Genomic DNA, 25,070 nt, shown 5'->3' with positions numbered 1-25,070 from the left:
TTTCAGATGATGGGCTGGTGCACCGTGACCAGTTTGGTGCCGTCGGGAAAGGTGGCTTCCACCTGGATGTCGGCGATCATCTCGGCGATGCCGTCCATCACGTCGGCACGGGTCAGGATGGTGCGGCCTTCGCTCATGAGCTGTGCCACCGTCCTGCCGTCGCGCGCGCCCTCCATGACCGCGGCGGAGATCAGTGCCACGGCTTCGGGGTAGTTGAGCTTGAGCCCGCGCGCACGCCGGCGCTCGGCCAGCAGGGCGGCCGTGAAGATCAGGAGCTTGTCTTTTTCGCGCGGCGTCAGTTCCATGGGGTGCAGATCAGGTCAGGCGGAATGGGCGATTCATTGTGCAGCAACTTGCGTTCCAGGCACACCCCCGGCGCATTTTTCAGGTGCGGCCCCGCCGTCTGGCATCCAACGCACCTTGCAGGTGCCGCGCGATGCCCGAAACGGTGCGTTCGTGAGCGATTTCGATGGCTGTGCGCTCGCGAGCGGGACGCACGGGCCTGGCATGGAGCTTGCTGATACCGGCTCGATCTGATTGTGGATCGCAACTTTCTTGGAGAAGAGAAATGAACCGACGAGGGAATCTCAAGGCGGTCGCCGTGGCGGCTGCCGTTGCCAGCGGCGCGTTTGCCTTTGCGCCTCAGGCGTTCGCGCAGGACACCATCAAGGTTGGCATCCTGCATTCGCTGTCGGGCACGATGGCGATTTCAGAGACGGCGCTGAAAGACATGGCGTTGATGACCATCGAGGACATCAACAAGCACGGCGGTGTCATGGGCAAACAGCTCGAACCCGTGGTCGTCGACCCGGCGTCCAACTGGCCGCTGTTCGCCGAGAAGACCAAGCAGTTGCTGGGGCAGGACAAGGTGGCCGTGATCTTCGGCTGCTGGACCTCGGTATCGCGCAAGTCGGTGCTGCCGGTGGTCGAAGAAATGAACGGCCTGCTGTTCTATCCGGTGCAATACGAAGGCGAGGAGCTGTCGAAGAACGTGTTCTACACCGGTGCCGCGCCCAACCAGCAGGCCATTCCCGCCGTGGATTACCTCATGAGCAGGGAAGGCGGGGGCGCCCGCCGCTTCGTGCTGCTGGGCACCGACTACGTGTACCCGCGCACCACGAACAAGATCCTGCGCGCCTTTTTGCATAGCAAGGGTGTGAAGGACTCGGACATTGATGAAAAATACACCCCATTCGGTCACAGCGATTACCAGACCATCGTGGCCGACATCAAGAAGTTCTCGCAGGGCGGCAAGACGGCCGTGATCTCCACCATCAACGGCGACTCCAATGTGCCGTTCTACAAGGAACTCGGCAACGCTGGCCTGAAAGCCAAGGACGTGCCGGTGGTGGCTTTCTCGGTGGGCGAGGAAGAGCTGCGCGGCGTCGATGCGAAGCCGCTGGTGGGGCACCTGGCTGCGTGGAATTACTTCATGTCGCTCAAAAATCCGACCAACGCCGCCTTTATCCAGCAGTGGAGCGAGTACGCCAAAGCCAAGAAGCTGCCGGGTCAGGCGGACAAGCCGCTGACCAATGACCCGATGGAAGCGACATGGATCGGCATCCACATGTGGAAGCAGGCGGTGGAGAAGGCGAAATCCACCGGCACCGACAAGGTGATCGCGGCGATGGCCGGTCAGACCTTCAAGGCGCCGGACGGATTCACCGTCGAGATGGACCCGAAGAACCACCATCTGCACAAGCCGGTGTTCATCGGCGAGATTCGTGGCGACGGCCAGTTCAGCGTGGTGTGGAGGACGCCGGCACCGATCAAGGCCCAGCCCTGGAGTCCCTTCATCGAAGGCGACGACAAGAAGCCCGACTATCCGGCCGGCAAGTCGTCCTGAGCAAGTGGGCACCGGCCCATTCCCTGGCGAGATTCTTCATGCTTCGGCGATCGATCCAGGCGGTGTTGGCGGCACTGCTGATGGCAGGTGCCGCTCACGCGCTGACACCGGATGAGGCCGTGGTCATGGCGACGGGCGACGCCAGCGACCGCGTGGCTGCCATCAACAAGGCGGTCTTGAGCGCCGATGCGAAAACAGCCGACTTTCTCCAGGCCCTGGCCGATGACGCGGTCAAGACCACGCCCGCCCATGTCTATGTCATGAGGAACGGGAAGGGCTACGATCCCGTCACTGGCAGCCCGCTGAAGGTGCCTGACGATGCCGAGGATGTGGTCAACAGCAACCTGCTGCGCGGCACGCTCGACTCCGCGATGGCAGCGCTCAAGCTGTCCAGCCCTGATGAGAAGGTGCGTGCGGACGCGGTGCAGACGCTGCTGAACGAGCCCGACGAATCGCACCTGCCGCTGGTGGAGAAGGCGCTGGCGGCCGAAAGCAATCCGCAGATCAAGGCCAGGCTCGAGCGCGTGCGCGCCGCCAGCATGCTCGACAGCCCCGATCTGACGCACCGGCTCGAAGCGGCCGCGACGCTGGCGACCGGCCGCAGCCCCGAGGTCAAACTGCTGCTCAACGAGCGCCTGGGCAAGGAAGACAATGCCGCAGTCAAGGCAGCACTGCGGGCGGCGGTGCGCAGCATCGACAGCCGGCTGGTCTGGGGCGACCGCATCAACGCGATTTTCAGCGGCGTCAGCCTGGGCTCGGTACTGCTGCTCGCGGCGCTCGGCCTGGCCATCACCTACGGCCTGATGGGCGTCATCAACATGGCGCACGGCGAGCTGATCATGATCGGCGCCTACGCCACCTATGTGATGCAGGGCCTGTTTCAGAAATACCTGCCGGCAGGGGCCTTCGGCTGGTACCTGCCGGCGGCGATCCCGGTTGCGTTCCTGGCGTCGGCGCTGGTTGGTGCGGTGCTGGAACGCGGCGTGATCCGTTTCCTGTATGGCCGGCCGCTCGAAACGCTGCTCGCCACCTGGGGCATCAGCCTGGTGCTGCAGCAAGGGGTGCGCTCGCTGTTCGGTGCCCAGAACGTGGGCGTTGAAAACCCCCGCTGGATGAGCGGCGGCTTCACCATGCTCGGCAATGTCACGCTGCCGTGGAACCGCATCGGCATCATCATCTTCGCGGCGCTGGTGCTGCTGGCGATGGGCTGGCTGATCGGCCGCACGCGGCTGGGACTGTTCGTGCGCGGCGTCACGCAAAACCGGCCGATCGCCTCCTGCATGGGCGTGAACACGGCGCGCGTCGATACTTACGCGTTCGCGCTGGGCTCCGGCATCGCCGGGCTCGCGGGCTGTGCGCTCTCGCAGATCGGCAATGTCGGGCCCGACCTCGGCCAGAGCTACATCGTCGACTCGTTCATGGTCGTGGTGATGGGTGGCGTCGGCCAGCTCGCCGGCACCGTGTATGCGGCCATGGGCCTGGGCATTCTCAACAAGTTCATCGAAGGCTGGGCCGGCGCCGTGCTCGCAAAGATCGCGGTGCTTGTCTTCATCATCATCTTCATCCAGAAGCGCCCCCAGGGCATCTTCGCCATGCGGGGCCGCAGCGCGGAAGTATGACCCACCCCCGTTGCCTGCTCACTTCGTGTAGCCGCCTCCCTCCTCAAGGGGGCGACACCAGCGGCCCGGCCAAGCCGGTTCCGCGGTGTCACTGGATGGGGCTTCGCTTCGCTTGCCTTGGTCTGCCGCCATGACCCGGATCTCACTTCCTCCACAGACGCAGCTCTTCAGTGCCGGGGGCTGGGTTGCATTCTGCGTGGCGTTGATCGCGGTGTGCGCCGTCGCGCCGCTGCTGAACCTGGTGGTGCCCCGGGGCAGCCTGTTCCACCTCAGCGACTACGCGGTGGCACTGGTCGGCAAGATCATGTGCTACGCCATCTGCGCGCTCGCGATGGACCTGGTCTGGGGCTATACCGGCATCCTGAGCCTGGGGCATGGGGTGTTCTTTGCGCTCGGCGGCTATGCGATGGGCATGTACCTCATGCGCCAGATCGGCCGCGACGGCAACTACAAGAGCGATCTGCCGGACTTCATGGTGTTCCTTGACTGGAAGACGCTGCCCTGGCACTGGACCTTCAGTGGCAGCTTCATCGCCACCCTGTTCCTGATTGTCGCGGTGCCCGGCCTCGTGGCCTTCGTGTTCGGCTACTTCGCGTTTCGCTCGCGCATCAAGGGCGTGTATTTTTCCATCATCACGCAGGCCATGACCTACGCCGCGATGCTGCTGTTCTTCCGCAACGAAACGGGTTTTGGCGGCAACAACGGGTTTACCGATTTCAAGCGCATCCTGGGCACGCCGATCGCGACCCCCGCCATGCGCATGACGCTCTTTGTGCTGACCGGCTTGACGCTGCTCGCCTTCTTCCTGTTCGCGCGCTGGCTGGTGCGCAGCAAATTCGGCCGCGTGCTGCAGGCCATCCGCGACGCCGAGACGCGCGTCATGTTCTCGGGCTACAACCCCATCGGCTACAAGCTCACCATCTGGGTCATCTCGGCCATCATGTGCGGCGTCGCGGGCGCGCTGTACGTGCCGCAGGTGGGCATCATCAATCCCGGCGAGATGAGCCCGGCCAACTCGATCGAGATCGCGATCTGGGCGGCCGTTGGAGGACGCGCCACCTTGATCGGCCCGATCATTGGGGCCTTCATCGTGAACGGCGCCAAGAGCTGGCTGACCGAGGCGTATCCCGAATTCTGGCTGTATTTCCTCGGCGCCCTGTTCATCGCGGTGACGCTGTTCTTGCCGAATGGCGTGGTCGGCCTGGTCAGGAAGCTCAAGGGAGGTTTGAGATGACGCCCGACCTTCTGGAGGAGGGCGCGCGCCGCGTCGAGGTGCATGCACAGCTGGAGCAGCAGGGCCGCACTGCCTCTGGCGGGCGTGCGGCCGGCTTCGGCCGGGTCGCGACGCCGGGCGAGATTGACGTCACGCATGGCCGCATCCTCTACCTTGAAGATGTGAGCGTGAGCTTCGACGGCTTCAAGGCCATCAACAAATTGTCTTTGGATATCGCACCGGGCGAGCTGCGCTGCATCATCGGCCCCAATGGGGCCGGCAAGACGACGATGATGGACATCATCACCGGCAAGACCCGGCCCGACGAAGGTACGGTGTTCTTTGGCAGCACCATCGACCTGCTGCGCTACAAGGAGGCCGAGATTGCCCAGCTCGGCATCGGCCGCAAGTTCCAGAAGCCCACCGTGTTCGAGCAGTTGACCGTGCTTGAAAACCTGGAGCTGGCGCTCAAGACGGGCAAGGACGTGGCGTCATCCATGTTCTTCAAGCTCGACTCGGCGCAAAGCGACCGGCTCGCCGAGGTGCTGCGCACCATTCACCTGGCCGACAGCGTGGCGCGCAGGGCGGGCAATTTGAGCCACGGCCAGAAGCAGTGGCTGGAGATCGGCATGCTGCTGATGCAGGCCCCCAGGCTGTTGCTGCTCGACGAGCCCGTGGCCGGCATGACCGACGAGGAGACCGTGCGCACGGCCGAGCTGTTCCTCTCGCTCAAAGGCAAGCACTCGCTGATGGTGGTGGAGCATGACATGAGCTTCATCAAATCCATCTCCGAAATCGTGACCGTGCTGTGCGATGGATCGGTGCTGGCGCAGGGCACGCTGGATCAGGTGCAGGCGGATGAGCGCGTCATCGAAGTTTATTTGGGGCGTTGAATATGTTGAACGTCAAGAACATCAACCAGTACTACGGCGGCTCGCACATCCTGCGCGACGTAAGCCTGCAGGTCCACCTGGGCCAGGTCACCGTGCTGCTGGGTCGCAACGGCGTGGGCAAGACCACGCTGCTCAAGAGTCTGATGGGGCTGGTTCCGATCAAGACTGGCAGCATCGAATTCGACGGCAAGGCGATCCACCATGCCGCGCCCTGCGAGCGCGCGCGCGCCGGCATCGGCTTCGTGCCGCAGGGGCGCGAAATCTTCGCGCGGCTCACGGTGCAGGACAACCTGCGCATGGGGCTGGCGTACAAGAGCGCCAGCACCCCGATCCCTGCCGAGCTCTACGAACTGTTCCCCGTGCTCAAACAGATGCTGGGCCGGCGCGGTGGCGATCTCTCGGGCGGGCAGCAGCAGCAGCTGGCGATCGCACGCGCGCTGGCAGCCAAGCCGAAGCTGCTGATCCTGGATGAGCCCACCGAAGGCATCCAGCCCAGCATCATCAAGGACATCGCCCGTGTGATCCGCGGCCTGGCCGACCGTGGCCTGAACGGGGAAAAGGTGGCCATCCTGCTGGTAGAGCAGTACTACGACTTCGCGCAGGACCTGGCCGACGACTACCTGGTCATGGAGCGCGGTGAGTTCGTTGCGCGCGGGCGGGGCAGGGATATGGAAGCTGATGGCGTGCGGCGCCTGGTGGCCATCTGAGCGCCGGCGATGCCGCGCCGCGCGGGCTGACCAGGGGCGGCTCATCACCCCCGGCAAGTCAACGGCGGGTCAAACCTGGCTGTGCGCCTTCACAAATCGATGGTACCCAAAGCCGCCGCCGTGGCGAGAGAACGCTTCATTCATCCTGATACGCCGGCGCAGCAGCTCGCGGGTCTGCATCGCCCCTGCGTCGGACATTTCATAAGGGAGACTTGCTGCCAGATCCCTGTAGCACTTCGAGATGTACTGGCCGTCCGCCACTGCACACATGCTGTCGGGGTGGAGTCTCAGCATGTAGCTGGCATCAGGCAGGACGGCGATCTTTCCGCCCGCCAGATCAATGCACTTGGACGTGTGCATGACATCTTCGGCAAACCCGGGCTTCCACGGCGGGTAGGTCTCGCGCCGGCCAATGGCGTGCATGGTTCCGAACTGGAGGCCGAACCGGTCGATGTCCATGGCGGGAAACTGCCCGATGTGGCGCACGACGCAACCGCTGTGGTTGCGGAAATATTGGGTGGGCGCCGTGGCGAAACTGGCTTCGTGGGATTTGAAATACGAGACGGCCTGGGCCGCGAAGGCGGGCTCCACACAGTCATCGTCATCAAGAACCGCAACCAGCGCGCCGGATGCGATCGTCAAGGCGCGGTTGCGGGCATGGGCCGGGCCGGTCTGCACCGCGTCGGACTGAACCACCTTGACGCGGGAATCCGAATGCACCAGAGGGCTGTAGTCCTCGCCGTCATCTGGAGAGACAACCAACTCCCAGTCCTGCATCGTCTGGCGCTTCAGGGACTCCAGCGCCATCATCGCGAATCGAGGTCGCCTGCAGGCGGCCATCAGGAAAGAGATTGCAGGCTTGTTCATTGCGTCTCGACCTTCTCCCGACCCTTCCATTCGCCAGCAGAAGTGGCGCGGATGAAAGGCGGGCAAGACTTCGGCGGCTTCAGAGGCTTCGGGTCTGGCACAAAGTGTAACGAGATCGGAGAAACGTTGTCGCGAAGCGGGCACTTCGCACCAGCAGCTTCCGTGGCACTCCAGCCGCCGGGCGTGCCATCGACACCCAAAGTTTGATCCGTGGAGCGTGCCCCGTGCGTCGATACTTTTTACATTTCGATCTTCGCGCGTCTTCGTGTATTCGAAAGATATGTATACAAATCAATTGCTTTCTGAGTCGCGTTCATTTTGGCGTGAGTTATGCATATCGGGCCCGGAGCCGGTAGCGGCTCGCAGACTCTGAAAGGTGGACATGAACATGATGATGAAATCGGCGCGACTAATTCCGGCCGCCGCGGCCCTGATGGCTGTAATGGCATTCACAGGACCGCAAGCACGTGCCGACGTGATTCCGTTTGCATTTGACGGTGGTGGGTTCAGCGGCAGCGGCTTTCTGACGGTCGCGCCGAATGTGGCGCCGGCGGATCCGAATCCGATCTGCGGAACCGCTGGCAACAATCCCTGCCGCACCGATCCCGCCGGAGCTTACGCGATCACCGCGGTCAGCGGGACTTTCTCCAACGCGGCGAACGGCATCGTCAACGCCGCGATCACCGGACTGGTGCCGATCAACCCGGCGAACGAGAGGGACCCGACGTTCGACCCTCTGGTTCCTTCCAGCCTCAGCTTCATTGATTACACGGGTGGTGCCCTGACCTACAACAACCTGCTTTTCCCCGATGGGTCGCCGATAGACTGCGCCTACCCCTTCAGCGGAACCTTCCTGGACGTCTTCGGCATGGCGTTCACGGTCGCCGGGGGATATACGGTGGATCTGTGGGGCGACGGGGCCGAGCCGGATCTCGGTCTGACGTATGGTGTCGGCGTGACCGATGGGACCAAGCTGCTCGCCTATCAGTTTGATGGCGTGAATGCGACGGTTCCGGAGCCAGCCACCCTGGCATTGTTCGGCATCGGCCTGCTTGGCATGATGCTCGCTTCGCGCAAGCGGAAGACCGTCTTGTAGCGCCGCGGCGGGCGCGCGTCGCGCTATTGGATTGATAGCGTTAGGTGGACCAGATGCGCGGGCTCCGGGCCGGTTTGGCCCATAAACGCGCGCGCCATGCGGCCCAGACCTGGCGCAGCAGCCCCATGGCGGGCTCGACCAGCGGTGCCAGCGCGCGCACCACCACCACCCGGCCGTCGGGGCTGGTAGCGCCGGCGCTGCCCTGCAGCTCATGCGCTTCGATCACGGCGCGCGCGGCGTCCAGCGCCTGCTGGCGGCGCGCGCGCGCCAAAGGGTTGCCGGTCACGAAAAAGATCGAGGCCATACAGCGCCGGCCCGCGAGGCCCAGCGGACTGTCCAGCAGCCGCGCGTCCGTGGCGTCGATGCGTCCGCGCTCCAGCCAGACGCCGGCCAGCTCGATGTGCTGGCAAAAGCTGCCATGCACGAAAGGGCGCCCGGCCTGGGGCAGTCCGAGCGCGGTCACGTCCCAGCCGATCAGTTCGGCCTGCGGCGCCAGCGCCAGGCTCAGGTGATTGGTGGCAAGGCAGCCGTCGTGGCAAATGGTTTCCAGTGGCAGCCACTCCAGTCGCGCGCCTGCTTCAAGCGCGAGGTGGGTGCGCTGCACGGCCGCCTCGCCCAGGGTTTTGTAAAAGCGCGTGGCCCCGGGTGTGGTGATGAGGCCGTGCGCGCCGGCGCCGACCGTGATGCCGATGTCCAGTGTGTCGCCGCCGACCAGGCCGCCGGGCGGATGCACCAGCACGTTGTGGCAAGTCGCGTCGCCTTCGGGGTACAGGGTCTGCAGAATACGCAGAGGGCCATCGTGCTGAAAGCGGGCTACGCTCCTGCCCGATTCAAGGCGGTAGTCGAGCTGCAGTCGGGCGTGCCAGGGCATGAAGGTAGTTTAAGCGGCCGCTTCGGCCTGCCCGCCACGCGTCATGTGTGAGGCAGCTTGTCAGCTCACAAACTGCAGCGCAGCCAGCTTGGCATAGATGCCACCCAGCGCCACCAGCGTCTCGTGCGTGCCCTGTTCCACGATGCGGCCATGGTCGATCACCACGATGCGGCTGGCCTGCTGCACGGTGGCCAGGCGGTGCGCAATCACCAGCGTGGTGCGGCCCTGCATGGCCGACTCCAGTGCCGCCTGCACCATGCGCTCGCTCTCGGCGTCGAGTGCGCTGGTGGCCTCGTCCAGCAGCAGCAGCGGCGGGTTTTTCAGCATGGCGCGCGCAATCGCGATGCGCTGGCGCTGGCCGCCCGACAGGCGCACACCGCGCTCGCCCAGGAAGGTGTCGTAGCCCTCGGGCAGCGCCGTGATGAATTCGTGCGCGAAGGCGGCCAGCGCGGCGGCTTTGACCTCGTCATCACTGGCGTCAGGTTTGCCGTAGCGGATGTTCTCCAGCGCGCTGGTCGAGAAAATCACCGCGTCCTGCGGCACGATGCCGATGCGCTGGCGCAGGTCGTGCAGGGCCATGTCGCGCGTGGCCACGCCGTCGAGCCGGATCGTGCCCGCCAGCGGATCGTAGTAGCGCAGCAGCAGCTGGAACACCGTGCTCTTGCCCGCGCCGCTGGGGCCGACCAGCGCCACCGTTTCGCCGGGCGCCACGCTCAGGCTGAAATCCGTCAACGCGGCCTGCGTCGGGCGCGAGGGGTAATGGAATGTGATTGCTTCGAAACTGATAGCGCTACCCGAAGATGTGGCGGGGACTTCAACGGGTTTTAAGGGTGAAACGATGGGTGAACGCGATCCCAGCAGTTCCATCAAGCGCTCGGTCGCGCCGGCCGCGCGCAGCAAGTCGCCGTAGACCTCGCCCAGCACCGCAAACGCGCTGGCCAGGATGATGACGTAGAGCACCGTCTGGCCCAGATGCCCGGCCGACATGCTGCCCGCCATCACGGCCTGCGTGCCCTGGTACAGGCCCCACAGCAGCGCCGCACTGGTGGCAATGATGATGAAGGCGACCAGCACGGCGCGTGCCTTGGAGCGATGCACCGCGGTGGCGAAGGCGTTCTGGGTCGAGGTGTCGAAGCGCGCCGATTCACGCGCTTCGGCGGTATAGCTTTGCACCACGGGGATCGCGTTGAGCACTTCGGCGGCGATGGCGCTGGAATCGGCGATGCGGTCCTGGCTGGCGCGCGAGAGCTTGCGCACGCGCCGGCCAAACCACAGGCTGGGCAGCACGATCAGCACCAGGATCACGAACACCGTGAACATGACATACGGGTTGGTCCAGACCAGGATGCCGAGCGCGCCGACGCCCATCACCGTGTTGCGCAGCCCCATGCTCAGCGATGAGCCGACCACGGTTTGCACCAGCGTCGTGTCACCCGTCAGGCGCGAGAGCACTTCGCCGGTCTGCGTGGTCTCGAAGAACTCGGGGCTCTGGCGCAGCACGTGGGCATAGACCGCGTTGCGAATGTCGGCGGTGACGCGCTCGCCGAGCCAGCTCACCATGTAAAAGCGCCCGGCGGAAAACAGGCCCAGCGCCACGGCCACCGCAAACAGCGCGAAGAAATGCTCGCGCAGGGCCATCACCTGCGCGCCCTTGTCGGTGCTCACCAGGCCGCCGTCGATCAGGCTGCGCAGCGCCAGCGGAAAGAGCAGGGTGGCCACGGCGGCCATGACCAGGAACATCAGTGCCAGAGCGATGCGGCCGCGATAAGGCCGCAAAAAAGGCAGCAGACCGGACAGTGAACGGGGCGAGCCCTTGGGGGCGTTGGAGGTGGTGGTAGCCATGGCGACAGTGTAGCCAACAACTTGCCTTTGCAGAAATAGCCTTGACAATGGTTGCTTAGACAATTATTATTTCGGGCATGGATGAAAAACACATGGCCGCACCGCCCGATGCCAAAGGGGCACCGGTGACCGAGTTCTATCGTGCGGAGAACTACTTTGCCGAGAACAGCATCGGTCACCTGATGCGCAAGACCGTGACCCGCGTGACGCAGGCGGTGGACCGTGAGATGGAGCCCAATGGCCTGACGAATGCGCAGTGGGTGCCGCTCGTGAAGCTGTACGTGGGCGACGCCGACACGGCGGCCGGGCTGGCGCGCGAATGCGAACTGGACGCCGGCGCCATGACGCGGCTGCTGGACCGGGTCGAGGCCAAGGGCCTGTGCAGCCGCCAGCGCTCGTCGCAGGACCGCCGCGTGGTCAAACTGCAACTGACTGACGAGGGCCGCGCCGCTGCGCTGAAGATCCCTGAGGTGCTCGCTCGCATCCAGAATGCTTGTCTGGCAGGTTTCACGTATGAAGAATGGCAGACCCTCAAGGGTTATTTGCGCCGCATCCTGGACAACGCCCAGGCTCTCGCCGCAACTGGAGAATCGAATGAAAAATAACAAGACCCGTGAGGCGGAACCTCTGCGTCGGCTCAAGCTTGGCGTCCTCGTGCTGGCGCTGGGCTTGAGTGCCTGTGCCGACATGTCGGGCGTTGCGCCGGCACAGTCAAGCATGCGCGATCCGGCCTCGCTCGGCCTGAGCACCGGCAGCGCTGCGGCGCCCGCCGTGTCTGCACAATGGTGGCTGGAATTCGGTGATGCGCAGCTCGACCAGCTGATCGCGCAGGCGCTCGCCAGCAACCCGAGCCTGAAGCTGGCCCAGGCCCGCCTCGCCCGGGCCCAGGCCATGGCAGGAGTGGTCCGGGCCGCGACGCTGCCGCAAGTAGGCGGCGCAATGAATCTGAACCGGCAGAAGTTCAGTGGCAATTACATCTACCCGCCGCCGTTGGGCGGCGCGATTTACAACTCGGGCGACGCCCAGCTGAACGCGAGCTGGGAGCTTGATTTCTTCGGCAAGAACCGCGCCGCTCTTGACGCCGCGATCGGCACGGCCAAGGCGGCCGAGGCCGATGCCCAAGCCGCGCGTGTGCTGCTGGCCAGCCAGGTCACGCGCAGCTATTTCCAGCTGGCGCGCCTGAATGACCAACTGGCCGTGGGGCGGCGCACGCTGGCCCAGCGCGAAGAAACACTGGCCATCGTGCACGATCGCTTCAGCGCCGGGCTCGATACCAAACTGGAACTGCGCGAGAGCGAAGGCGGCCTGCCCGACGCGCGCCAGCAGATCGAGGCGCTGCAGGAACAGATCGCACTGACCCGCAATGCGCTGGGTGCACTGGTTGGGCAACCAAATGCGGCGCAAGCCCATACTGCACCTTCACTTTCAGCTATTAAAGGCATAGCATCCGCGCCAGTGATCCCGGCCGATCTGCTGGGCCGTCGCGCCGACATTGTGGCGGCCCGCTGGCGCGTCGAAGCGTCCACGAAGGACGTGGCCAGTGCCAAGGCGCAGTTTTATCCCAACATCAATCTGGCGGCCTTTGCCGGCTTCTCCAGTCTCGGCTTCGGGCAACTGTTCAGGAGCGGCAGTGAGCAATGGAACGTCGGCCCGGCGCTGACGCTGCCGATTTTCGAGGGAGGGCGCCTGCGCGCCAACCTGCGCGGCAAAGCCGCGGACCAGGACGCCGCTGTCGAGAGTTACAACGCCGCCGTGATCGACGCCGTGCGCGATGTGGCCGACCAGGTCGCCTCCTCGCAATCCATCGTGCGCCAGCAGACCGAGCAGCGCGCTGCGCAAGCCGCGGCCGAGGGCGCCTACGAGATCGCCGTGCAACGCTACAAGGCCGGGCTGGGCAACTACCTCAACGTATTGACCGCCGAGACCAGTGTGCTCGGCCAGCGCCGCCTCGCCGTGGACCTGAGCGCGCGTGCGCTGGACACGCAAGTCGCGCTGATCCGCGCCCTCGGCGGCGGCTACCAGGCCGACGCCGTTGCTCAATCTAGCGCCGGCTATCAGACCGGGGCCGTGACCCAGCCCGGTGCCGGCCAGGTGGCTGGCACCACCACCGCACAAAAATAATTCACTCCCCCGATTCACACCCGCAAATCAAGCATCATGAACGACGCAACGCAAACCTCCGCAGATCAAAGCATTCCCGCCGGCAACCCCAGGCGCAAAAAGGCGCTGATGACGCTGGCGACCGTGGTCGTGCTGGCCGGCCTGGGCTGGGCCGCCTACGAATGGGTCGTCGCGAGCCATTTTGAGGACACTGACAACGCCTATGTGCAGGGCAACGTGATCCAGATCACGCCGCAGATCAGCGGCACGGTGATGGCCATCATGGCCGACGACACCGACTTCGTGCGCGCCGGCCAGCCGCTGGTCAAGTTCGATCCCGCCGATGCCAGGGTCGCGCTGGAGCAGGCCGAAGCCAACCTCGGGCAGGCCGTGCGCCAGGTGCGCACGCTGTACGCCAACAATGGCACGCTTGCCGCGCAGATCACGCTGCGCGAAGCCGATGTGGTGAAGGCGCAGAGCGACATCAGTCGCGCCAGGGACGATCTGAACCGGCGCCAGTCGCTGGCGGGCAATGGGGCCGTGTCCAAAGAAGAACTTGAGCATGCGCGCACCCAGCTGGCGGTTGCCCAAAGCGCCGAGGCTGCCGCCCAGGCCGCTGTCGTGGCGGCCCGGGAGCAACTCGCAAGCAACCAGTCCATGACCGAAGGCACGACCGTCGAACAGCACCCGAGCGTGCAGGCGGCCGCGGCCAAGGTGCGCGAGGCCTACCTGGCCACGCAGCGCGCCACCATGCCTGCGCCTGTGGATGGTTACGTGGCGCGGCGTTCGGTGCAGTTGGGCCAGCGTGTGGCTGCCGGCACGCCCCTGATGTCCATCGTGCCTTTGAATCAGGTCTGGGTCGATGCCAACTTCAAGGAAGTGCAGCTGCGCAATATCCGTATTGACCAGCCCGCCACACTGACGGCCGACGTGTATGGCAGCAAGGTCGAATACAAGGGACACGTGGTGGGGCTCGGTGCCGGAACCGGTGCCGCCTTCGCATTGCTGCCGGCGCAAAACGCCACCGGCAACTGGATCAAGGTGGTGCAGCGCGTGCCGGTGCGCATCGCGCTCGATCCCCAGCAGCTGGCAGCGCATCCGCTGCGTGTGGGGCTGTCGATGGATGCCACGGTGGACGTGACCCACAAGGGCGGCAAGACCCTGGCCGACGCGCCGAGCGCCACCGCGGCGACGCAGACGCAGGTCTATGCGGCGCTGGACGAAGGTGCCAACGCCGAGGTGCGCCGCGTGATTGCCGCCAACTCGGGTGCCGCCAAAGCGGCGCCGGCCGCGGCGTCCGGGAAGTCGCCGGCGGTGGATGCGGGCAAAGCACTGGCAGCGTCGCGAGCGGTCGCCCCGGCGTCGGCCACCGTGCTGAATTGACCCCGTAAACGTTCAAGCCGGGCCGCACAGTTCCTTCCGAAACGGCTCGCGTCGCGCGCATTTACCCTCCGTCGTGTTTCCTTCAAGGCACTTCCGTCATGGCCTCCACTTCTAACTTTATCGAGCAACCGCCGCTGGAAGGCTCGATGCGCATGTGGGGCACGCTGGCAGTTTCAGCGGCCACCTTCATGAACGTGCTCGACTCGTCGATCGCCAACGTCTCGCTGCCCGCCATCGCGGGTGATCTCGGCGTGAGTGCGAACCAGGGTACCTGGGTCATCACGAGTTTTGCGGTGGCCAACGCCATTTCCGTGCCGCTCACAGGCTGGCTGTCGCAGCGCTTTGGCCAGGTGCGGGTGTTTGTCACGAGCGTGCTGCTGTTCGTGTTGAGTTCGTGGCTGTGCGGCCTGGCACCCAACATGACGGTATTGATCGCCTTTCGCGTCCTGCAGGGTTTTGTCGCGGGTCCGATGATTCCGCTGTCGCAGTCACTGCTGCTGGCGAGTTATCCGAAGGCGCTCGCAGGCCTGGCCATGGCGATGTGGTCCATGACGGTGCTGATCGCGCCGGTGGTGGGGCCTTTACTGGGTGGATGGATCACCGACAACATTTCGTGGCCCTGGATCTTCTACATCAATATACCGGTCGGCATCATGGCTGCCATTGCCATCTGGAGCATTTTCCGCAAGCGCGAAAACGTGACCCAGAAGCTGCCGATCGATACGGTCGGGTTGATCGCGCTCGTGATCTGGGTCGGCGCCATGCAAATCATGCTCGATAACGGCAAGGATCTCGACTGGTTTCATTCGAACGTCATCATCACACTGGCGGTGACGGCCGTACTGGGTTTTGTTTTCTTCCTGATCTGGGAGCTGACCGAAAAACATCCCGTGGTGGACCTGTCGCTCTTCATGGGGCGCAATTTCTGGGCCGGAACGGTGGCGATTTCCGTCGGCTATGGCGTCTTTTTTGGCAACGTGGTGCTGCTGCCGCTGTGGCTGCAGCAATATATGGGCTACACCGCGACCGAGGCGGGCATGGTGCTCGCACCAGTCGGCATCTTTGCGCTGATCCTGTCGCCCATCGTGGGCAAGGGCCTGGGCCGATTCGATGCGCGCCCCTTTGCGACATTTTCGTTTCTGATTTTTGCGCTGGTGCTGTGGATGCGCTCGCTCTTTAACACCCAGGCCGATTTCGGCACCATCATGGTGCCCACCATCATCCAGGGCGTTGCGATGGCGTTCTTCTTCATTCCGCTCACGACCGTCACGCTATCGGGCCTGCCGCAGCAACGCATTCCGGCCGCTACGGGGTTATTCAATTTCGTGCGCATCACGGCGGGCGGCTTCGGCACCTCGATCACGACCACGCTGTGGGAAAACCGCGCTGCCATGCACCATGCACATCTGGCCGAGGCGGTGACCAACGGGAGCCAGGCCGCGAGAAGCACACTGGCGGGTCTGCAGGCTGCCGGTATGAGCCCCGCGCAGGCGCTGGCGCAGATCAACCGGCTGGTGGATCAGCAGTCCTTCATGCTGGCGGCGAATGACCTGTTCTACGTCTCTGCGGTGATTTTCGTGGTGCTGATCCCGCTGATCTGGCTGACGCACCCGAAGCACGGGACCGGTGGCGCCAGTGCGGCGGCCGGCGCCCACTGACCGGGCGCGACCAGCGGCGACATCACGCCACGTCGGTGTCAGTGGCCTGAGCGGTCGTTGCGGCGCCAGGCCGGCGCCGGCGCTCGAAGTAGGCCAGGGCTTCGCCCACAATGCCGCGGCGGAACGCCAGCACGCAGACCACGAAAATCACGCCGATGATCACGGTGACCCAGGCGCCCACCTTGTCGGCCAGCTGGTCCTGCAGCGAACTCACGATGCCGGCGCCCAGGGCGGGTCCGAAGAAGGTGCCCACGCCCCCCACCAGGGTCATCAGGATCACCTCGCCCGACATCGACCAGTGCACGTCCGTCAGCGAGGCAAAACCCATCACCAGCGTCTTGAGCGAGCCGGCCAGCCCGGCCAGCGCGGCCGACAGCACAAAAGCCAATAGCTTGTAGCGGTCCACCTGGTAGCCCAGCGAGATGGCGCGTGGTTCGTTCTCGCGGATCATTTTGAGCACCTGGCCGTAAGGCGAATGAACAATGCGCGAGATCACCAGAAAGGCCAGCACAAAGACCGCGACCACGAAGTAGTACATGGTGGTGTCGGAATCCAGTCGCAGCAGTCCGAACAGCGCGCCGCGCGGCACGCCCTGCAAACCATCCTCACCCCCCGTGAACGGGGCTTGCAGGCAGACGAAATACACCATCTGTGCCATAGCCAGCGTGATCATGGCGAAGTAGATGCCCTGGCGCCGGATCGCCACCAGGCCGATGGCCAGGCCGATCAGCGCCGCCACCACCACACCGGCGAGCAGGCCCAGCTCGGGCGACCAGTGCTGCGCCTTGATGAACCAGCCACAGACGTAGGCGGCTCCACCAAAAAAGGCGGCGTGCCCGAACGAGAGCAGACCGGTGAAGCCCAGCAAAAGATTCAGGGCACAGGCAAACAGCGCGAAGCACAGCAGCTTCATCACAAACACCGGGTACAGGCCGAGCAGGGGTGCGACGAGCAGCAGTACCAGCATGCCGATGTAGGCGATGCGGGTCAGTCTGGCGGCTCGGGTCATGCGGGTCGGGGTCATGGCTCAGGCCTCCTTGCCGAACAGGCCGGCTGGGCGCAGCACCAGCACGATGACCATCACGACGAACACGATGACATTCGATGCCTCGGGGTAGAACACGCGTGTGAATCCTTCAATCACGCCCAACCCTAGGCCGCTGATGATGGATCCCAGGATCGAGCCCATGCCGCCAATCACCACCACGGCAAACACCACGATGATCAGGTTCGAGCCCATCAGCGGGGTGACCTGGATGATGGGCGACGCCAGCACACCGGCCAGTGCGGCCAATGCCGAGCCACCGCCAAAGGTCAGCAGCACCATCAGCGGAACATTCACACCAAAGGCCTGCACCAGCGGCGCGTTTTCCGTGCCGGCGCGCAGGTAGGCGCCGAGCCGCGTGCGCTCGATCAGGAACCAGGTGCCCAGGCAAACCACCAGCGACGCCAGCACCACCCACGCGCGATAGTTGGGCAGCACCATGAAGCCGAGGTTGGTGGCCCCCGCCAGTGCATCGGGAACCGGGTAGGACTCGCCCGATACACCGAACTGGTAGCGGAAAATGCCTTCCATGATCTGTGCCAGGCCAAACGTCAGTAGCAGGCCGTACAGCGGGTCGAGCTTGTACAGGTGCCGCAAGAAAAGCCGTTCAATCACGATGCCGAGTATTCCCACGGCCAACGGGGCGAGCACCAGCGCAAACCAGTAGTTGACGCCGAACGAGTTGAGCAGGATCCAGCCCGCGTAGGCGCCCACCATATAGAGCGCGCCGTGGGCGAAGTTGATGATGCCGAGCAGGCCGAAGATGACGGCCAGCCCCAAGCTGAGCATGGCATAGAACGCGCCATTGACCAGCCCCAGCAACAGCTGGCCGAGGAAGGCTTGCAGGGGAATGCCAAAAATTTCCATGAATACCCGTCAAATGACCATGAGCCCAACAAGCTGCCGGCCATCCCGTTGATGGCCGGCAGAAAGGAGCTTTGATTTGTGTTTTACTTCTTCAGCAGTGAGCACTTGGACTCGGCCACGGTCGTGAATGCCTGGTCTCCGGGAACCGTGGCGACCAACTTGTAGTAGTCCCAGGGTGTCGTGGATTCCTTGGCGGTCTTGACCTGGAACAGGTACATGTCGTGGATCATGCGGCCGTCGGCGCGGATATGGCCCTTGTTGTAGAAGTCGTCGATCTTCATGCTCTTGAGGGTGGCCATCACCTTGTCGCCTTCGGTGGTGCCGGCCTTCTGCACCGCCTTCAGCCAGGTCGTCGTCACCGAATAGTCGGCAGCCTGCAGGCTGCTGGGCATGCGTTTGTATTTGTCGAAGAAGCGGTGCGCAAACTTGCGTGAGGCGTCGTCCTGGTTCCAGTACCAGCTGTCGGCCAGTTGCAGGCCGGCCGTCGCGTTCAGGCCCAGGCTGTGCACGTCGTTGATGAACACCAGCAGGCCGGCGATTTTCATGGTCTTGTCAATGCCGAATTCCTTGGCTGCTTTCATGGCATTGATGAAGTCGCCGCCAGCGTTGGCCATCGCCAGGATCTGCGCCTTGGAGGACTGCGCCTGCAACAGGAAGGATGAGAAATCGGATGCACCCAGCGGCGCCAGCACCGAGCCCGCCACCGTGCCGCCGTTGGCCTTGATCACGGTCGTCGCATCGGCCTGCAGCGACTTGCCGAAGGCGTAGTCAGCCGTCAGGAAAAACCAGTTCTTGTAACCCTGCTTGACCAGTGCCGAGCCCGCAACCTTGGCCAGCGCCACGGTGTCGTAGGCGTAATGGACGGTGTAAGGCGTGCAATCCTCGTTGGTTAGGCGCGCAGAGCCGGGGCCGATGGCGAGGAGCGGGATTTTTTTCTCGGCGGCGACCTTGGCCATGGCCAAGTTCACGCCCGAATTGGTGCCGCCCACCAGCATCGCCAGATGATCCTTGTCGGCCCACTCGCGCGCCGTAGAGCTGCCGATGTCCGGCTTGTTCTGGTGATCCGCAGACAATACTTCGATTGGGCGGCCCAGCACCTTGCCGCCAAAGTCCTGCACGGCCCACTTGACCATTTCGACACCCGCGGGACCGTCGATGTCGGCATAGATGCCCGACATGTCCGTGATCATGCCGATCTTGATCGGACCGGTGCCCTGCGCCTGCACGGCCATGCTGCCGAGCCCGATGGCGATCGCTGCGACGAGAGTTTTAAGTTTCATGGTTGACTCCTGGTTGACGTGGAAATAAAACGCGAAATTGAGGCGATTGAGCAGGGCGCCTAGACCCCGAGGTACTCCTGCAGCATTCCCATGTTCTGCTCGAGTTCGGCCTGCCTGAACTGGCGCACGATGCGCCCGTGTTCCATGATGTAGAAGCGGTCGGCCAGCGGCGCCGCGAAGCGAAAGTTCTGCTCGACCAGCACGATGGTGTAACCCTTGGCCTTGAGGGTCAGAATCATCTCGGCGAGCTTTTGCACGATCACCGGGGCCAGGCCTTCCGAGATCTCGTCCAGCAGCAGCAGGCGTGCGCCGGTGCGCAGAATTCGCGCTACCGCCAGCATTTGCTGTTCGCCGCCCGACAGGCGCGTGCCCGGGCTGCTGGCGCGTTCTTTCAGATTCGGAAACATGGCGTAGATCTCGTCCACGCTCATGCCGCCGGGGGCCACCGCGGGCGGCAGCATCAGGTTTTCTTCGGCGGACAGGCTGGCGAAGATGCCGCGCTCTTCCGGGCAATAGCCGACACCCAGCCGGGCAATGCGGTGCGGCGCCAGCTTGATGGTTTCCTGGCCGGCCACCTGGATGGAGCCGGTGCGCGAGCCCGTGAGGCCGACGATGGCGCGCATCGTCGTGGTGCGCCCGGCGCCATTGCGTCCGAGCAGCGTCACGACTTCGCCCTGGCTCACCGCGAGGTCCACGCCGTGCAGGATGTGCGATTCGCCATACCAGGCGTTCAGGCCCGCGATGCGCAGCAGCTCGGTGGTCATTGAGTAACCTCCATGCTGCGCATTGCGGTGCGAGCTTGCTTGGGGCGGCCCGGCGCGGCGCTCATGCGTGCGCTCCCTGCAGGGCCGTGTCGGTGGTGCCCATGTAGGCCTCAATCACCAGCGGATTTTTCGATACCTCGGCGTAGGGGCCGTCGGCAATGATGGCGCCGCGTTGCAGCACCGTGATGCGGTTCGCGATCGACGACACCACGTTCATGTTGTGCTCGACCATCAGGATGGTGCGGCCTGCGGACACTTTCTTGATCAGCTGCGTCACCCGGTCGACGTCTTCGTGGCCCATGCCCTGGGTGGGCTCGTCCAGCAGCATGAGTTCGGGCTCCAGTGCCAGCGTGGTGGCCAGCTCCAGAGCGCGCTTGCGCCCATAGGGGAGCTCCACCGTCATGGTGTCGGCGAAGCTTTCCAGGTCGACCTCTGCCAGCAGCTGGCGTGCCCGCTCATGCAGCGGGAACAGGGTTTTCTCGGCCTTCCAGAAATGGAACGACGTGCCCAGGCTGCGCTGCAATGCCGCACGTACGTTCTCCAGCACCGTCATGTGCGGAAACACCGCCGAGATCTGGAACGAGCGCACGATGCCACGGCGTGCCGTTTGCGCGGGCTGCTCGGCAGTGATGTCGATGTCGTTGTAGACGATGCGGCCCGAGGTGGGATTGAGAAACTTGGTCAGCAGGTTGAAGAAAGTGGTCTTGCCGGCGCCGTTCGGGCCGATCAGCGCATGGATATGACCTCGCTGCACCTTGAGATCGACGTCGCTGACGGCAACGAAACCCTTGAATTCCTTGGTCAACCCCTGTGTCTCGAGAATGAACTCCGCTGACAAATAATTCTCCGGCTGCTCTGCAATGATGGGGAGTGGGCATACTCCTGCGTACGCGCCACCCTGACAAGACTTGCAATCCTAGTGATCTATGGTGCACTGCGGAATAGGGTAAAACGCTTAGGGCAGATTCACAGTCGCAGGGGCTGCGTGTAGCCCGTCATCTCCAGATAGCCGCGCCCGACGCGCCGCCCGCCGCTGTCGAACAAATCGCTCAGGCCTTCCCAGTAAATGGCGCCGGTGGAGGCGCGGCTGTCGAGCTCCTGGTTGTCGATGATGGCGCCTACCATGTAGGCCCCGGCCGGTGTGAGCACGCTCCATCGCACCGGATAGACAGTTTGGGTCGAAGGGCTTTTCCAGCGGCGCTGTGGGCTGAAAGTGACCTCACCGCGGCGGAAGTTGCGCAGATCGCCCGCGGCGGAGCGATACGAGCCGCCATCCCATAGCGCGTTGCCGGCCTTGTCGCGCACGCGGAAAGCGGTGAGCGCGCCGCCGTCATCCAGATTCATGCCGATCCAGTCCCAGCCGGTGGCCTGCGGGTCCAGCAGCTCGTCGCTCCACTCATGATCGAGCCAGGCGCCGCCGCTGGCAATGGTGAACGACTGCTTGTCCAGGCGCAGGGCTCCGCGCACGGCCAGGTGCGGCTGACTGTAGTAGTGGCTGACCTGCGCAGGCTGCGGCCCCTTGCGCGACAGACCCCGGTCCCCCTGCAACAGCACGGTCTGGGTCTCGCTGAACTGCAGGTCGAGGCCGAAGCCGGCGGCGGGCAGGGTGGCGCTGTAGCGGCGCCCCTCATGCACCAGAGACCAGTCGCGCAGGGTGATCGCGGTGTCGCTTTCGCTGGCCGAGGCCAGGTCGAACCCGGCGGCACCCGACGACCTGGCGATGCGTTGGTCGTGTACGAGTTTCTTGCCGCGCACATCGGTCAGCGCCGCATGGGCAAAGATCAGCTGTTTGGCGGCGAATGCCGACTTCATGTCCTGTGTTGCCGCAACGCGCGAGCGAAAGAAGGTGAGCTGAAAGCCGAATTCGCGCGGGCCTGCCGGATCTGCCGCGTTGGCATAGCCCGTGATGTACCACCACTCGGTGCGGAAGTCCGGGTGGCTGCCGTAGTCGCGCGGGAAGACCATGGGCAGGGGCAGGGCCCTCACCTGCCGCGCACCCGACAGGCCGGCCAGCCCTGCCAGCCCCGTGGCCAGCAAGCGGCGCCGCAACGGGTTGAAGGGCAGGCCGGCGCGCAATGGAGCGATCATGTCCGGATTCTCGCAGGAAGGGCTCGTGGGGCCGCCATTTCCTACAATGAGATGTTTTCCAGCAGCAAGCCTCAGGAGCCCACATGATCGTCGAACGCATCTGGACCGGTAACGCCTACCGCAACTTCAATTATCTGATCGCCTGTCCGGAAACCGGCGAGGCGCTGGCGATCGACCCGCTCGATCATGAAAAGACGCTGGCCACCGCCAAGGTGCGGGGCTGGCAGATCACCCAGGTCCTGAACACCCACGAGCACCACGACCACACCGGCGGCAACGCGGCCGTGATCGCGGCCACCGGCGCCAAGCTGATCGCGCACTACAAGGCTGGCGCGCGTATTGCGGGCGTGGACCGGGGCGTGCAGGCCGGCGACGTGATCAAGGTCGGCAAGACCGTCGAGCTCGAATGCCTGGACACGCCCGGCCACACCATGTGCCACATCTGCCTGCGCTCGCACACCGACCAGCCTGCGCTGTTCTCGGGCGACACGCTGTTCAACGCCGGCGCCGGCAATGTGCACAACGGCGGCGACGTGGGCGCGCTGTATGCGACCTTCGTGGAGCAACTGGCCCGGCTGCCCGACAACACGCAGATCTATCCGGGGCACGACTACATCGAGAACAACCTGAAATTCACCCTCGCGCGCGAGCCCGACAACGCCGCGGCCCAAGCCCTGCTGCCCAGCGTGACCGACCACGACCCGGCGCAATCTGCGGTGACGACGCTCAAGGACGAAAAGCAGTTCAACACCTTCCTGCGCCTCGCCAGCCCCAGCCTGATCGCCCGGCTGCGCGAAAGCTATCCGGACCTGTCCGAACAGCCGGACGCGAAAACAGTGTTCACGAAGCTGCGCGAGTTGCGCAACAGCTGGTGAGCGGGCACCGGCGCCTGTTCAATTGCGAATCCCCCTCTTCACCCGCGGGAAGCCGCATGGAACCTGATACCCGCCGGACGCCGGCGTCCGGCGCGCCGCCTCCCGCCTTGCGCCGGCTCGACGAATTACCGGGCCCGCGCGGCCTGCCGGTGCTTGGCAATGCCTTGCAGATCCGTCCCGCCCGCATGCACCAGCAGTTCGAGGCCTGGAGCAAAACCTACGGGCCGCTTTTCCGCGTCCAGCTGGGCCGGCGAAAGTTCCTCGTCATGGCCGATCACGAACTCATGGGCGCCGCCTTGCGCGAGCGTCCCGAGCGCTTCAGGCGGCCGCTGCTCGGGGGCCGCATCACCCGTGAAATGGGTTTTGACGAAGGACTTTTCTTCGCCAACGACGATGTCTGGCGGCGCCAGCGGCGCATGGTCATGGCCGGCCTGGACCCGGGGCATATCAAGGCGTATTTCCCGTCCCTGCTGAAGGTGACGCGGCGCCTGCAAGCGCGATGGCAAACAGCGGCCCGCTCGGGCGCCACCATCGACCTGCAGGCGGACCTCATGCGCTTCACGGTGGACGCCATTGCCGGACTGGCCTTCGGCGCCGACGTGAATACCCTGTCCAGCGACGAGGACGTGATTCAGCAGCACCTGAACAAGATCTTCCCGGCCCTGTTCAAACGCACCTTGTCGATGCTGCCGTACTGGCGTTACCTGCGGCTGCCGGCCGACCGTGCGCTGGACCGCAGCGTGGCCGAAGTTAAAGCGGCCATTCGCGGCTTCATCGCCCAGGCACGAGATCGTATCCGGGCCGACCCCTCGCTGCGCGAGCATCCCGGCAATCTGCTCGAGGCGATGATCAACGCCGCCGACGCGGGCGGCAGCAGCATGAACGATCACGACGTGGCCGGCAACGTGCTGGTGATGCTGCTCGCGGGCGAGGACACCACCGCCAACACGCTGGCCTGGATGATCCATCTGCTGCACCGCAACCCGCCAGCGCTGCAGCGTGCCGGGGAAGAAGTGCGCCGCATCGCCGGCGAGCCCTCGCAATTCACCCCCGAGCGCATGGCCCAACTCGACTACCTGGAAGCCTGCGCGCACGAAACCATGCGGCTCAAGCCGGTGGCGCCGCTGCTGGCCGTGCAGGCGGTGCGCGCGACCACCCTTGCGGATGTCGAGATTCCCACCGACACCGTCGTGTTGGGCCTGATGCGCCATGACAGCCTGCTGGATCGCCACTTCCCCCATCCGACCGCCTTCCTGCCCGAACGCTGGCTCGGCGACGGCGGCCCGGCGCAGGTCGCCAGTTCCGCCAAGCGCGTGTCCATGCCCTTTGGCGCCGGGCCACGCGTCTGTCCGGGGCGCTACCTGGCGCTGCTGGAGATCAAGATGGCCGCGGCGATGCTGCTGTCCAGTTTTGACATCGACAGCGTGGACTCATCGAGCGGCACCGACGTGCCCGAGAAGCTGGCGTTCAGCATGGGCCCGGTGGGGCTGCGCATGCGTTTGCGCGAGCGCCGTTAAACCTCGCCTGGGGGCTTGAAAAAGGGTTTGAATACGGACGGTGCGACATCTAGAATAAATTCGGCGGGCACGGAGCGGGAAGCCATGAAGGACATCGCGCAAATTCTCAAGTCGAAGCCTGATCAGGCGGTCTACACCGTGAGGTCTTCTGCGTCGGTGTTCGATGCTGTCGCCCTGATGGCGGAAAAAAACATTGGCGCGCTGGTGGTGCTGGAGGGCGAGGCGTTTGTCGGCGTCCTCAGCGAACGCGACTGCGCGCGCAAGATGCTGCTCTCGGACCACTCGCCCCGGCAAACGGCGGTGCGCGACATCATGACTTTTCCGGTGCAGTATGTTCCCCCCACCCATAGCAACGAGGAATGCATGGCGCTGATGACCGACAAGCGCCTGCGCCACCTGCCCGTGATGGACAACGGCCGGCTGGTCGGCGTGGTGTCCATCGGCGATCTGGTGAAGGACATCATCTCCGAGCAGGGCTTCATCATCGAGCAGCTCGAACACTACATCGCGGGCGTGCGGGGCTGATGGCGCATCCACCA

At 64.5% G+C, this 25,070-nt stretch carries 23 protein-coding genes; 13 read left to right on the top strand and 10 right to left on the bottom strand.

Annotation, left to right across the window (positions count from 1 at the left end; genetic code table 11):
• Window positions 1-2 precede the first annotated feature (2 nt).
• Entirely contained in the window at window positions 3-305 is a 303-nt protein-coding gene (locus tag EUB48_RS13940) for an urease subunit gamma (protein ID WP_142819681.1), read from the bottom strand.
• Window positions 306-568: 263 nt separating this feature from the next.
• Between EUB48_RS13940 and urtA the strand changes: the two genes are divergently transcribed.
• From urtA to urtE, 5 genes are all read left to right on the top strand, one after another.
• A complete protein-coding gene (gene urtA, locus EUB48_RS13935) occupies window positions 569-1,846 on the top strand; it encodes an urea ABC transporter substrate-binding protein (protein ID WP_142819680.1) in 1,278 nt (425 codons plus the stop codon).
• A 38-nt stretch (window positions 1,847-1,884) separates the two neighbouring features.
• A complete protein-coding gene (gene urtB / locus EUB48_RS13930; protein ID WP_142819679.1) occupies window positions 1,885-3,465 on the top strand; it encodes an urea ABC transporter permease subunit UrtB in 1,581 nt (526 codons plus the stop codon).
• Between the two features lie 130 nt (window positions 3,466-3,595).
• Window positions 3,596-4,699 carry an urea ABC transporter permease subunit UrtC gene (gene urtC / locus EUB48_RS13925; protein ID WP_142819678.1) on the top strand — a complete coding sequence of 368 codons (1,104 nt, stop codon included), beginning with the start codon at window positions 3,596-3,598 and terminating at the stop codon, window positions 4,697-4,699.
• Window positions 4,696-5,571 (top strand): urea ABC transporter ATP-binding protein UrtD, encoded by an 876-nt coding sequence (urtD, locus tag EUB48_RS13920; protein WP_142819677.1) that lies wholly within the window; start codon window positions 4,696-4,698, stop codon window positions 5,569-5,571. The genes urtC and urtD overlap by 4 nt, the downstream gene beginning before the upstream one ends.
• A 2-nt stretch (window positions 5,572-5,573) precedes the next feature.
• Window positions 5,574-6,278 (top strand): urea ABC transporter ATP-binding subunit UrtE, encoded by a 705-nt coding sequence (gene urtE / locus EUB48_RS13915; protein WP_142819676.1) that lies wholly within the window; start codon window positions 5,574-5,576, stop codon window positions 6,276-6,278.
• 69 nt (window positions 6,279-6,347) lie between these two features.
• Here the strand turns inward: urtE and EUB48_RS13910 are convergent, their stop codons facing one another.
• Complete coding sequence (locus EUB48_RS13910) at window positions 6,348-7,145, bottom strand: glycosyltransferase family 2 protein (protein ID WP_168226748.1); 798 nt, start codon at window positions 7,143-7,145, stop codon at window positions 6,348-6,350.
• Window positions 7,146-7,533: 388 nt separating this feature from the next.
• Here EUB48_RS13910 and EUB48_RS13905 point away from each other — a divergent pair, with 388 nt between their 5' ends.
• Window positions 7,534-8,241, top strand: coding sequence for a PEP-CTERM sorting domain-containing protein (locus EUB48_RS13905; protein WP_168226747.1), 708 nt, complete (start codon window positions 7,534-7,536; stop codon window positions 8,239-8,241).
• A 40-nt stretch (window positions 8,242-8,281) separates the two neighbouring features.
• Here EUB48_RS13905 and EUB48_RS13900 read toward each other — a convergent pair whose 3' ends face one another.
• Together EUB48_RS13900 and EUB48_RS13895 are read right to left on the bottom strand one after the other, a co-directional pair.
• Entirely contained in the window at window positions 8,282-9,112 is an 831-nt protein-coding gene (locus EUB48_RS13900) for an urease accessory protein UreD (RefSeq protein WP_142819673.1), read from the bottom strand.
• A 60-nt stretch (window positions 9,113-9,172) separates the two neighbouring features.
• On the bottom strand, window positions 9,173-10,954 hold the full coding sequence (locus EUB48_RS13895; RefSeq protein WP_142819672.1) for an ABC transporter transmembrane domain-containing protein: 1,782 nt from the start codon (window positions 10,952-10,954) through the stop codon (window positions 9,173-9,175).
• Between the two features lie 77 nt (window positions 10,955-11,031).
• Between EUB48_RS13895 and EUB48_RS13890 the strand changes: the two genes are divergently transcribed.
• The 4 genes from EUB48_RS13890 to EUB48_RS13875 all read left to right on the top strand — a co-directional run bounded on the left by EUB48_RS13890 (window position 11,032) and on the right by EUB48_RS13875 (window position 16,095).
• Window positions 11,032-11,559, top strand: a complete 528-nt coding sequence (locus EUB48_RS13890; RefSeq protein WP_142819671.1) for a MarR family winged helix-turn-helix transcriptional regulator — start codon at window positions 11,032-11,034, stop codon at window positions 11,557-11,559.
• Window positions 11,549-13,075, top strand: a complete 1,527-nt coding sequence (locus EUB48_RS13885; RefSeq protein WP_142819670.1) for an efflux transporter outer membrane subunit — start codon at window positions 11,549-11,551, stop codon at window positions 13,073-13,075. Before EUB48_RS13890 ends, EUB48_RS13885 begins: the two co-directional genes overlap by 11 nt.
• 36 nt (window positions 13,076-13,111) lie before the next feature.
• Window positions 13,112-14,437, top strand: a complete 1,326-nt coding sequence (locus tag EUB48_RS13880) for an HlyD/EmrA/EmrK family protein (RefSeq protein ID WP_142819669.1) — start codon at window positions 13,112-13,114, stop codon at window positions 14,435-14,437.
• A gap of 98 nt (window positions 14,438-14,535) precedes the next feature.
• On the top strand, window positions 14,536-16,095 hold the full coding sequence (locus EUB48_RS13875; RefSeq protein ID WP_142819668.1) for a DHA2 family efflux MFS transporter permease subunit: 1,560 nt from the start codon (window positions 14,536-14,538) through the stop codon (window positions 16,093-16,095).
• Window positions 16,096-16,117: 22 nt separating this feature from the next.
• On the opposite strand, the gene EUB48_RS13870 is transcribed toward EUB48_RS13875, so the two are convergent.
• From EUB48_RS13870 to EUB48_RS13845, 6 genes are all read right to left on the bottom strand, one after another.
• Window positions 16,118-17,104 (bottom strand): branched-chain amino acid ABC transporter permease, encoded by a 987-nt coding sequence (locus EUB48_RS13870; protein ID WP_142821286.1) that lies wholly within the window; start codon window positions 17,102-17,104, stop codon window positions 16,118-16,120.
• An 18-nt stretch (window positions 17,105-17,122) separates the two neighbouring features.
• Window positions 17,123-18,007 (bottom strand): branched-chain amino acid ABC transporter permease, encoded by an 885-nt coding sequence (locus EUB48_RS13865; protein ID WP_077561428.1) that lies wholly within the window; start codon window positions 18,005-18,007, stop codon window positions 17,123-17,125.
• Between the two features lie 83 nt (window positions 18,008-18,090).
• Window positions 18,091-19,287 (bottom strand): ABC transporter substrate-binding protein, encoded by a 1,197-nt coding sequence (locus EUB48_RS13860; protein ID WP_077561429.1) that lies wholly within the window; start codon window positions 19,285-19,287, stop codon window positions 18,091-18,093.
• Between the two features lie 59 nt (window positions 19,288-19,346).
• A complete protein-coding gene (locus EUB48_RS13855) occupies window positions 19,347-20,051 on the bottom strand; it encodes an ABC transporter ATP-binding protein (RefSeq protein ID WP_142819667.1) in 705 nt (234 codons plus the stop codon).
• Between the two features lie 61 nt (window positions 20,052-20,112).
• On the bottom strand, window positions 20,113-20,889 hold the full coding sequence (locus EUB48_RS13850; protein WP_077561431.1) for an ABC transporter ATP-binding protein: 777 nt from the start codon (window positions 20,887-20,889) through the stop codon (window positions 20,113-20,115).
• Between the two features lie 128 nt (window positions 20,890-21,017).
• Window positions 21,018-22,139 carry a lipocalin-like domain-containing protein gene (locus EUB48_RS13845; protein ID WP_142819666.1) on the bottom strand — a complete coding sequence of 374 codons (1,122 nt, stop codon included), beginning with the start codon at window positions 22,137-22,139 and terminating at the stop codon, window positions 21,018-21,020.
• A gap of 83 nt (window positions 22,140-22,222) precedes the next feature.
• Between EUB48_RS13845 and EUB48_RS13840 the strand changes: the two genes are divergently transcribed.
• The 3 genes from EUB48_RS13840 (at window position 22,223) to EUB48_RS13830 (ending at window position 25,056) form a co-directional block, all read left to right on the top strand.
• Window positions 22,223-23,014 carry a hydroxyacylglutathione hydrolase gene (locus tag EUB48_RS13840; RefSeq protein ID WP_142819665.1) on the top strand — a complete coding sequence of 264 codons (792 nt, stop codon included), beginning with the start codon at window positions 22,223-22,225 and terminating at the stop codon, window positions 23,012-23,014.
• A gap of 56 nt (window positions 23,015-23,070) precedes the next feature.
• Entirely contained in the window at window positions 23,071-24,531 is a 1,461-nt protein-coding gene (locus EUB48_RS13835) for a cytochrome P450 (RefSeq protein ID WP_142819664.1), read from the top strand.
• Window positions 24,532-24,615: 84 nt separating this feature from the next.
• Complete coding sequence (locus EUB48_RS13830; protein ID WP_142819663.1) at window positions 24,616-25,056, top strand: CBS domain-containing protein; 441 nt, start codon at window positions 24,616-24,618, stop codon at window positions 25,054-25,056.
• Window positions 25,057-25,070 lie beyond the last annotated feature (14 nt).

The sequence above is a fragment of the Rhodoferax sediminis genome, assembly GCF_006970865.1.
GTDB classification, from domain to species: Bacteria; Pseudomonadota; Gammaproteobacteria; order Burkholderiales; family Burkholderiaceae_C; genus Rhodoferax_A; species Rhodoferax_A sediminis.
This window is presented reverse-complemented; position numbering and strand designations above follow the sequence as displayed.

Bases quoted from the DNA above. Each gene is read 5' to 3' on its own strand.
- EUB48_RS13940 (WP_142819681.1), bottom strand. From the start codon at position 305: ATGGAACTGACGCCGCGCGAAAAAGACAAGCTCCTGATCTTCACGGCC.
- urtA (WP_142819680.1), top strand. From the start codon at position 569: ATGAACCGACGAGGGAATCTCAAGGCGGTCGCCGTGGCGGCTGCCGTT.
- urtB (WP_142819679.1), top strand. From the start codon at position 1,885: ATGCTTCGGCGATCGATCCAGGCGGTGTTGGCGGCACTGCTGATGGCA.
- urtC (WP_142819678.1), top strand. From the start codon at position 3,596: ATGACCCGGATCTCACTTCCTCCACAGACGCAGCTCTTCAGTGCCGGG.
- urtD (WP_142819677.1), top strand. From the start codon at position 4,696: ATGACGCCCGACCTTCTGGAGGAGGGCGCGCGCCGCGTCGAGGTGCAT.
- urtE (WP_142819676.1), top strand. From the start codon at position 5,574: ATGTTGAACGTCAAGAACATCAACCAGTACTACGGCGGCTCGCACATC.
- EUB48_RS13910 (WP_168226748.1), bottom strand. From the start codon at position 7,145: ATGAACAAGCCTGCAATCTCTTTCCTGATGGCCGCCTGCAGGCGACCT.
- EUB48_RS13905 (WP_168226747.1), top strand. From the start codon at position 7,534: ATGATGATGAAATCGGCGCGACTAATTCCGGCCGCCGCGGCCCTGATG.
- EUB48_RS13900 (WP_142819673.1), bottom strand. From the start codon at position 9,112: ATGCCCTGGCACGCCCGACTGCAGCTCGACTACCGCCTTGAATCGGGC.
- EUB48_RS13895 (WP_142819672.1), bottom strand. From the start codon at position 10,954: ATGGCTACCACCACCTCCAACGCCCCCAAGGGCTCGCCCCGTTCACTG.
- EUB48_RS13890 (WP_142819671.1), top strand. From the start codon at position 11,032: ATGGATGAAAAACACATGGCCGCACCGCCCGATGCCAAAGGGGCACCG.
- EUB48_RS13885 (WP_142819670.1), top strand. From the start codon at position 11,549: ATGAAAAATAACAAGACCCGTGAGGCGGAACCTCTGCGTCGGCTCAAG.
- EUB48_RS13880 (WP_142819669.1), top strand. From the start codon at position 13,112: ATGAACGACGCAACGCAAACCTCCGCAGATCAAAGCATTCCCGCCGGC.
- EUB48_RS13875 (WP_142819668.1), top strand. From the start codon at position 14,536: ATGGCCTCCACTTCTAACTTTATCGAGCAACCGCCGCTGGAAGGCTCG.
- EUB48_RS13870 (WP_142821286.1), bottom strand. From the start codon at position 17,104: ATGACCCGAGCCGCCAGACTGACCCGCATCGCCTACATCGGCATGCTG.
- EUB48_RS13865 (WP_077561428.1), bottom strand. From the start codon at position 18,007: ATGGAAATTTTTGGCATTCCCCTGCAAGCCTTCCTCGGCCAGCTGTTG.
- EUB48_RS13860 (WP_077561429.1), bottom strand. From the start codon at position 19,287: ATGAAACTTAAAACTCTCGTCGCAGCGATCGCCATCGGGCTCGGCAGC.
- EUB48_RS13855 (WP_142819667.1), bottom strand. From the start codon at position 20,051: ATGACCACCGAGCTGCTGCGCATCGCGGGCCTGAACGCCTGGTATGGC.
- EUB48_RS13845 (WP_142819666.1), bottom strand. From the start codon at position 22,139: ATGATCGCTCCATTGCGCGCCGGCCTGCCCTTCAACCCGTTGCGGCGC.
- EUB48_RS13840 (WP_142819665.1), top strand. From the start codon at position 22,223: ATGATCGTCGAACGCATCTGGACCGGTAACGCCTACCGCAACTTCAAT.
- EUB48_RS13835 (WP_142819664.1), top strand. From the start codon at position 23,071: ATGGAACCTGATACCCGCCGGACGCCGGCGTCCGGCGCGCCGCCTCCC.
- EUB48_RS13830 (WP_142819663.1), top strand. From the start codon at position 24,616: ATGAAGGACATCGCGCAAATTCTCAAGTCGAAGCCTGATCAGGCGGTC.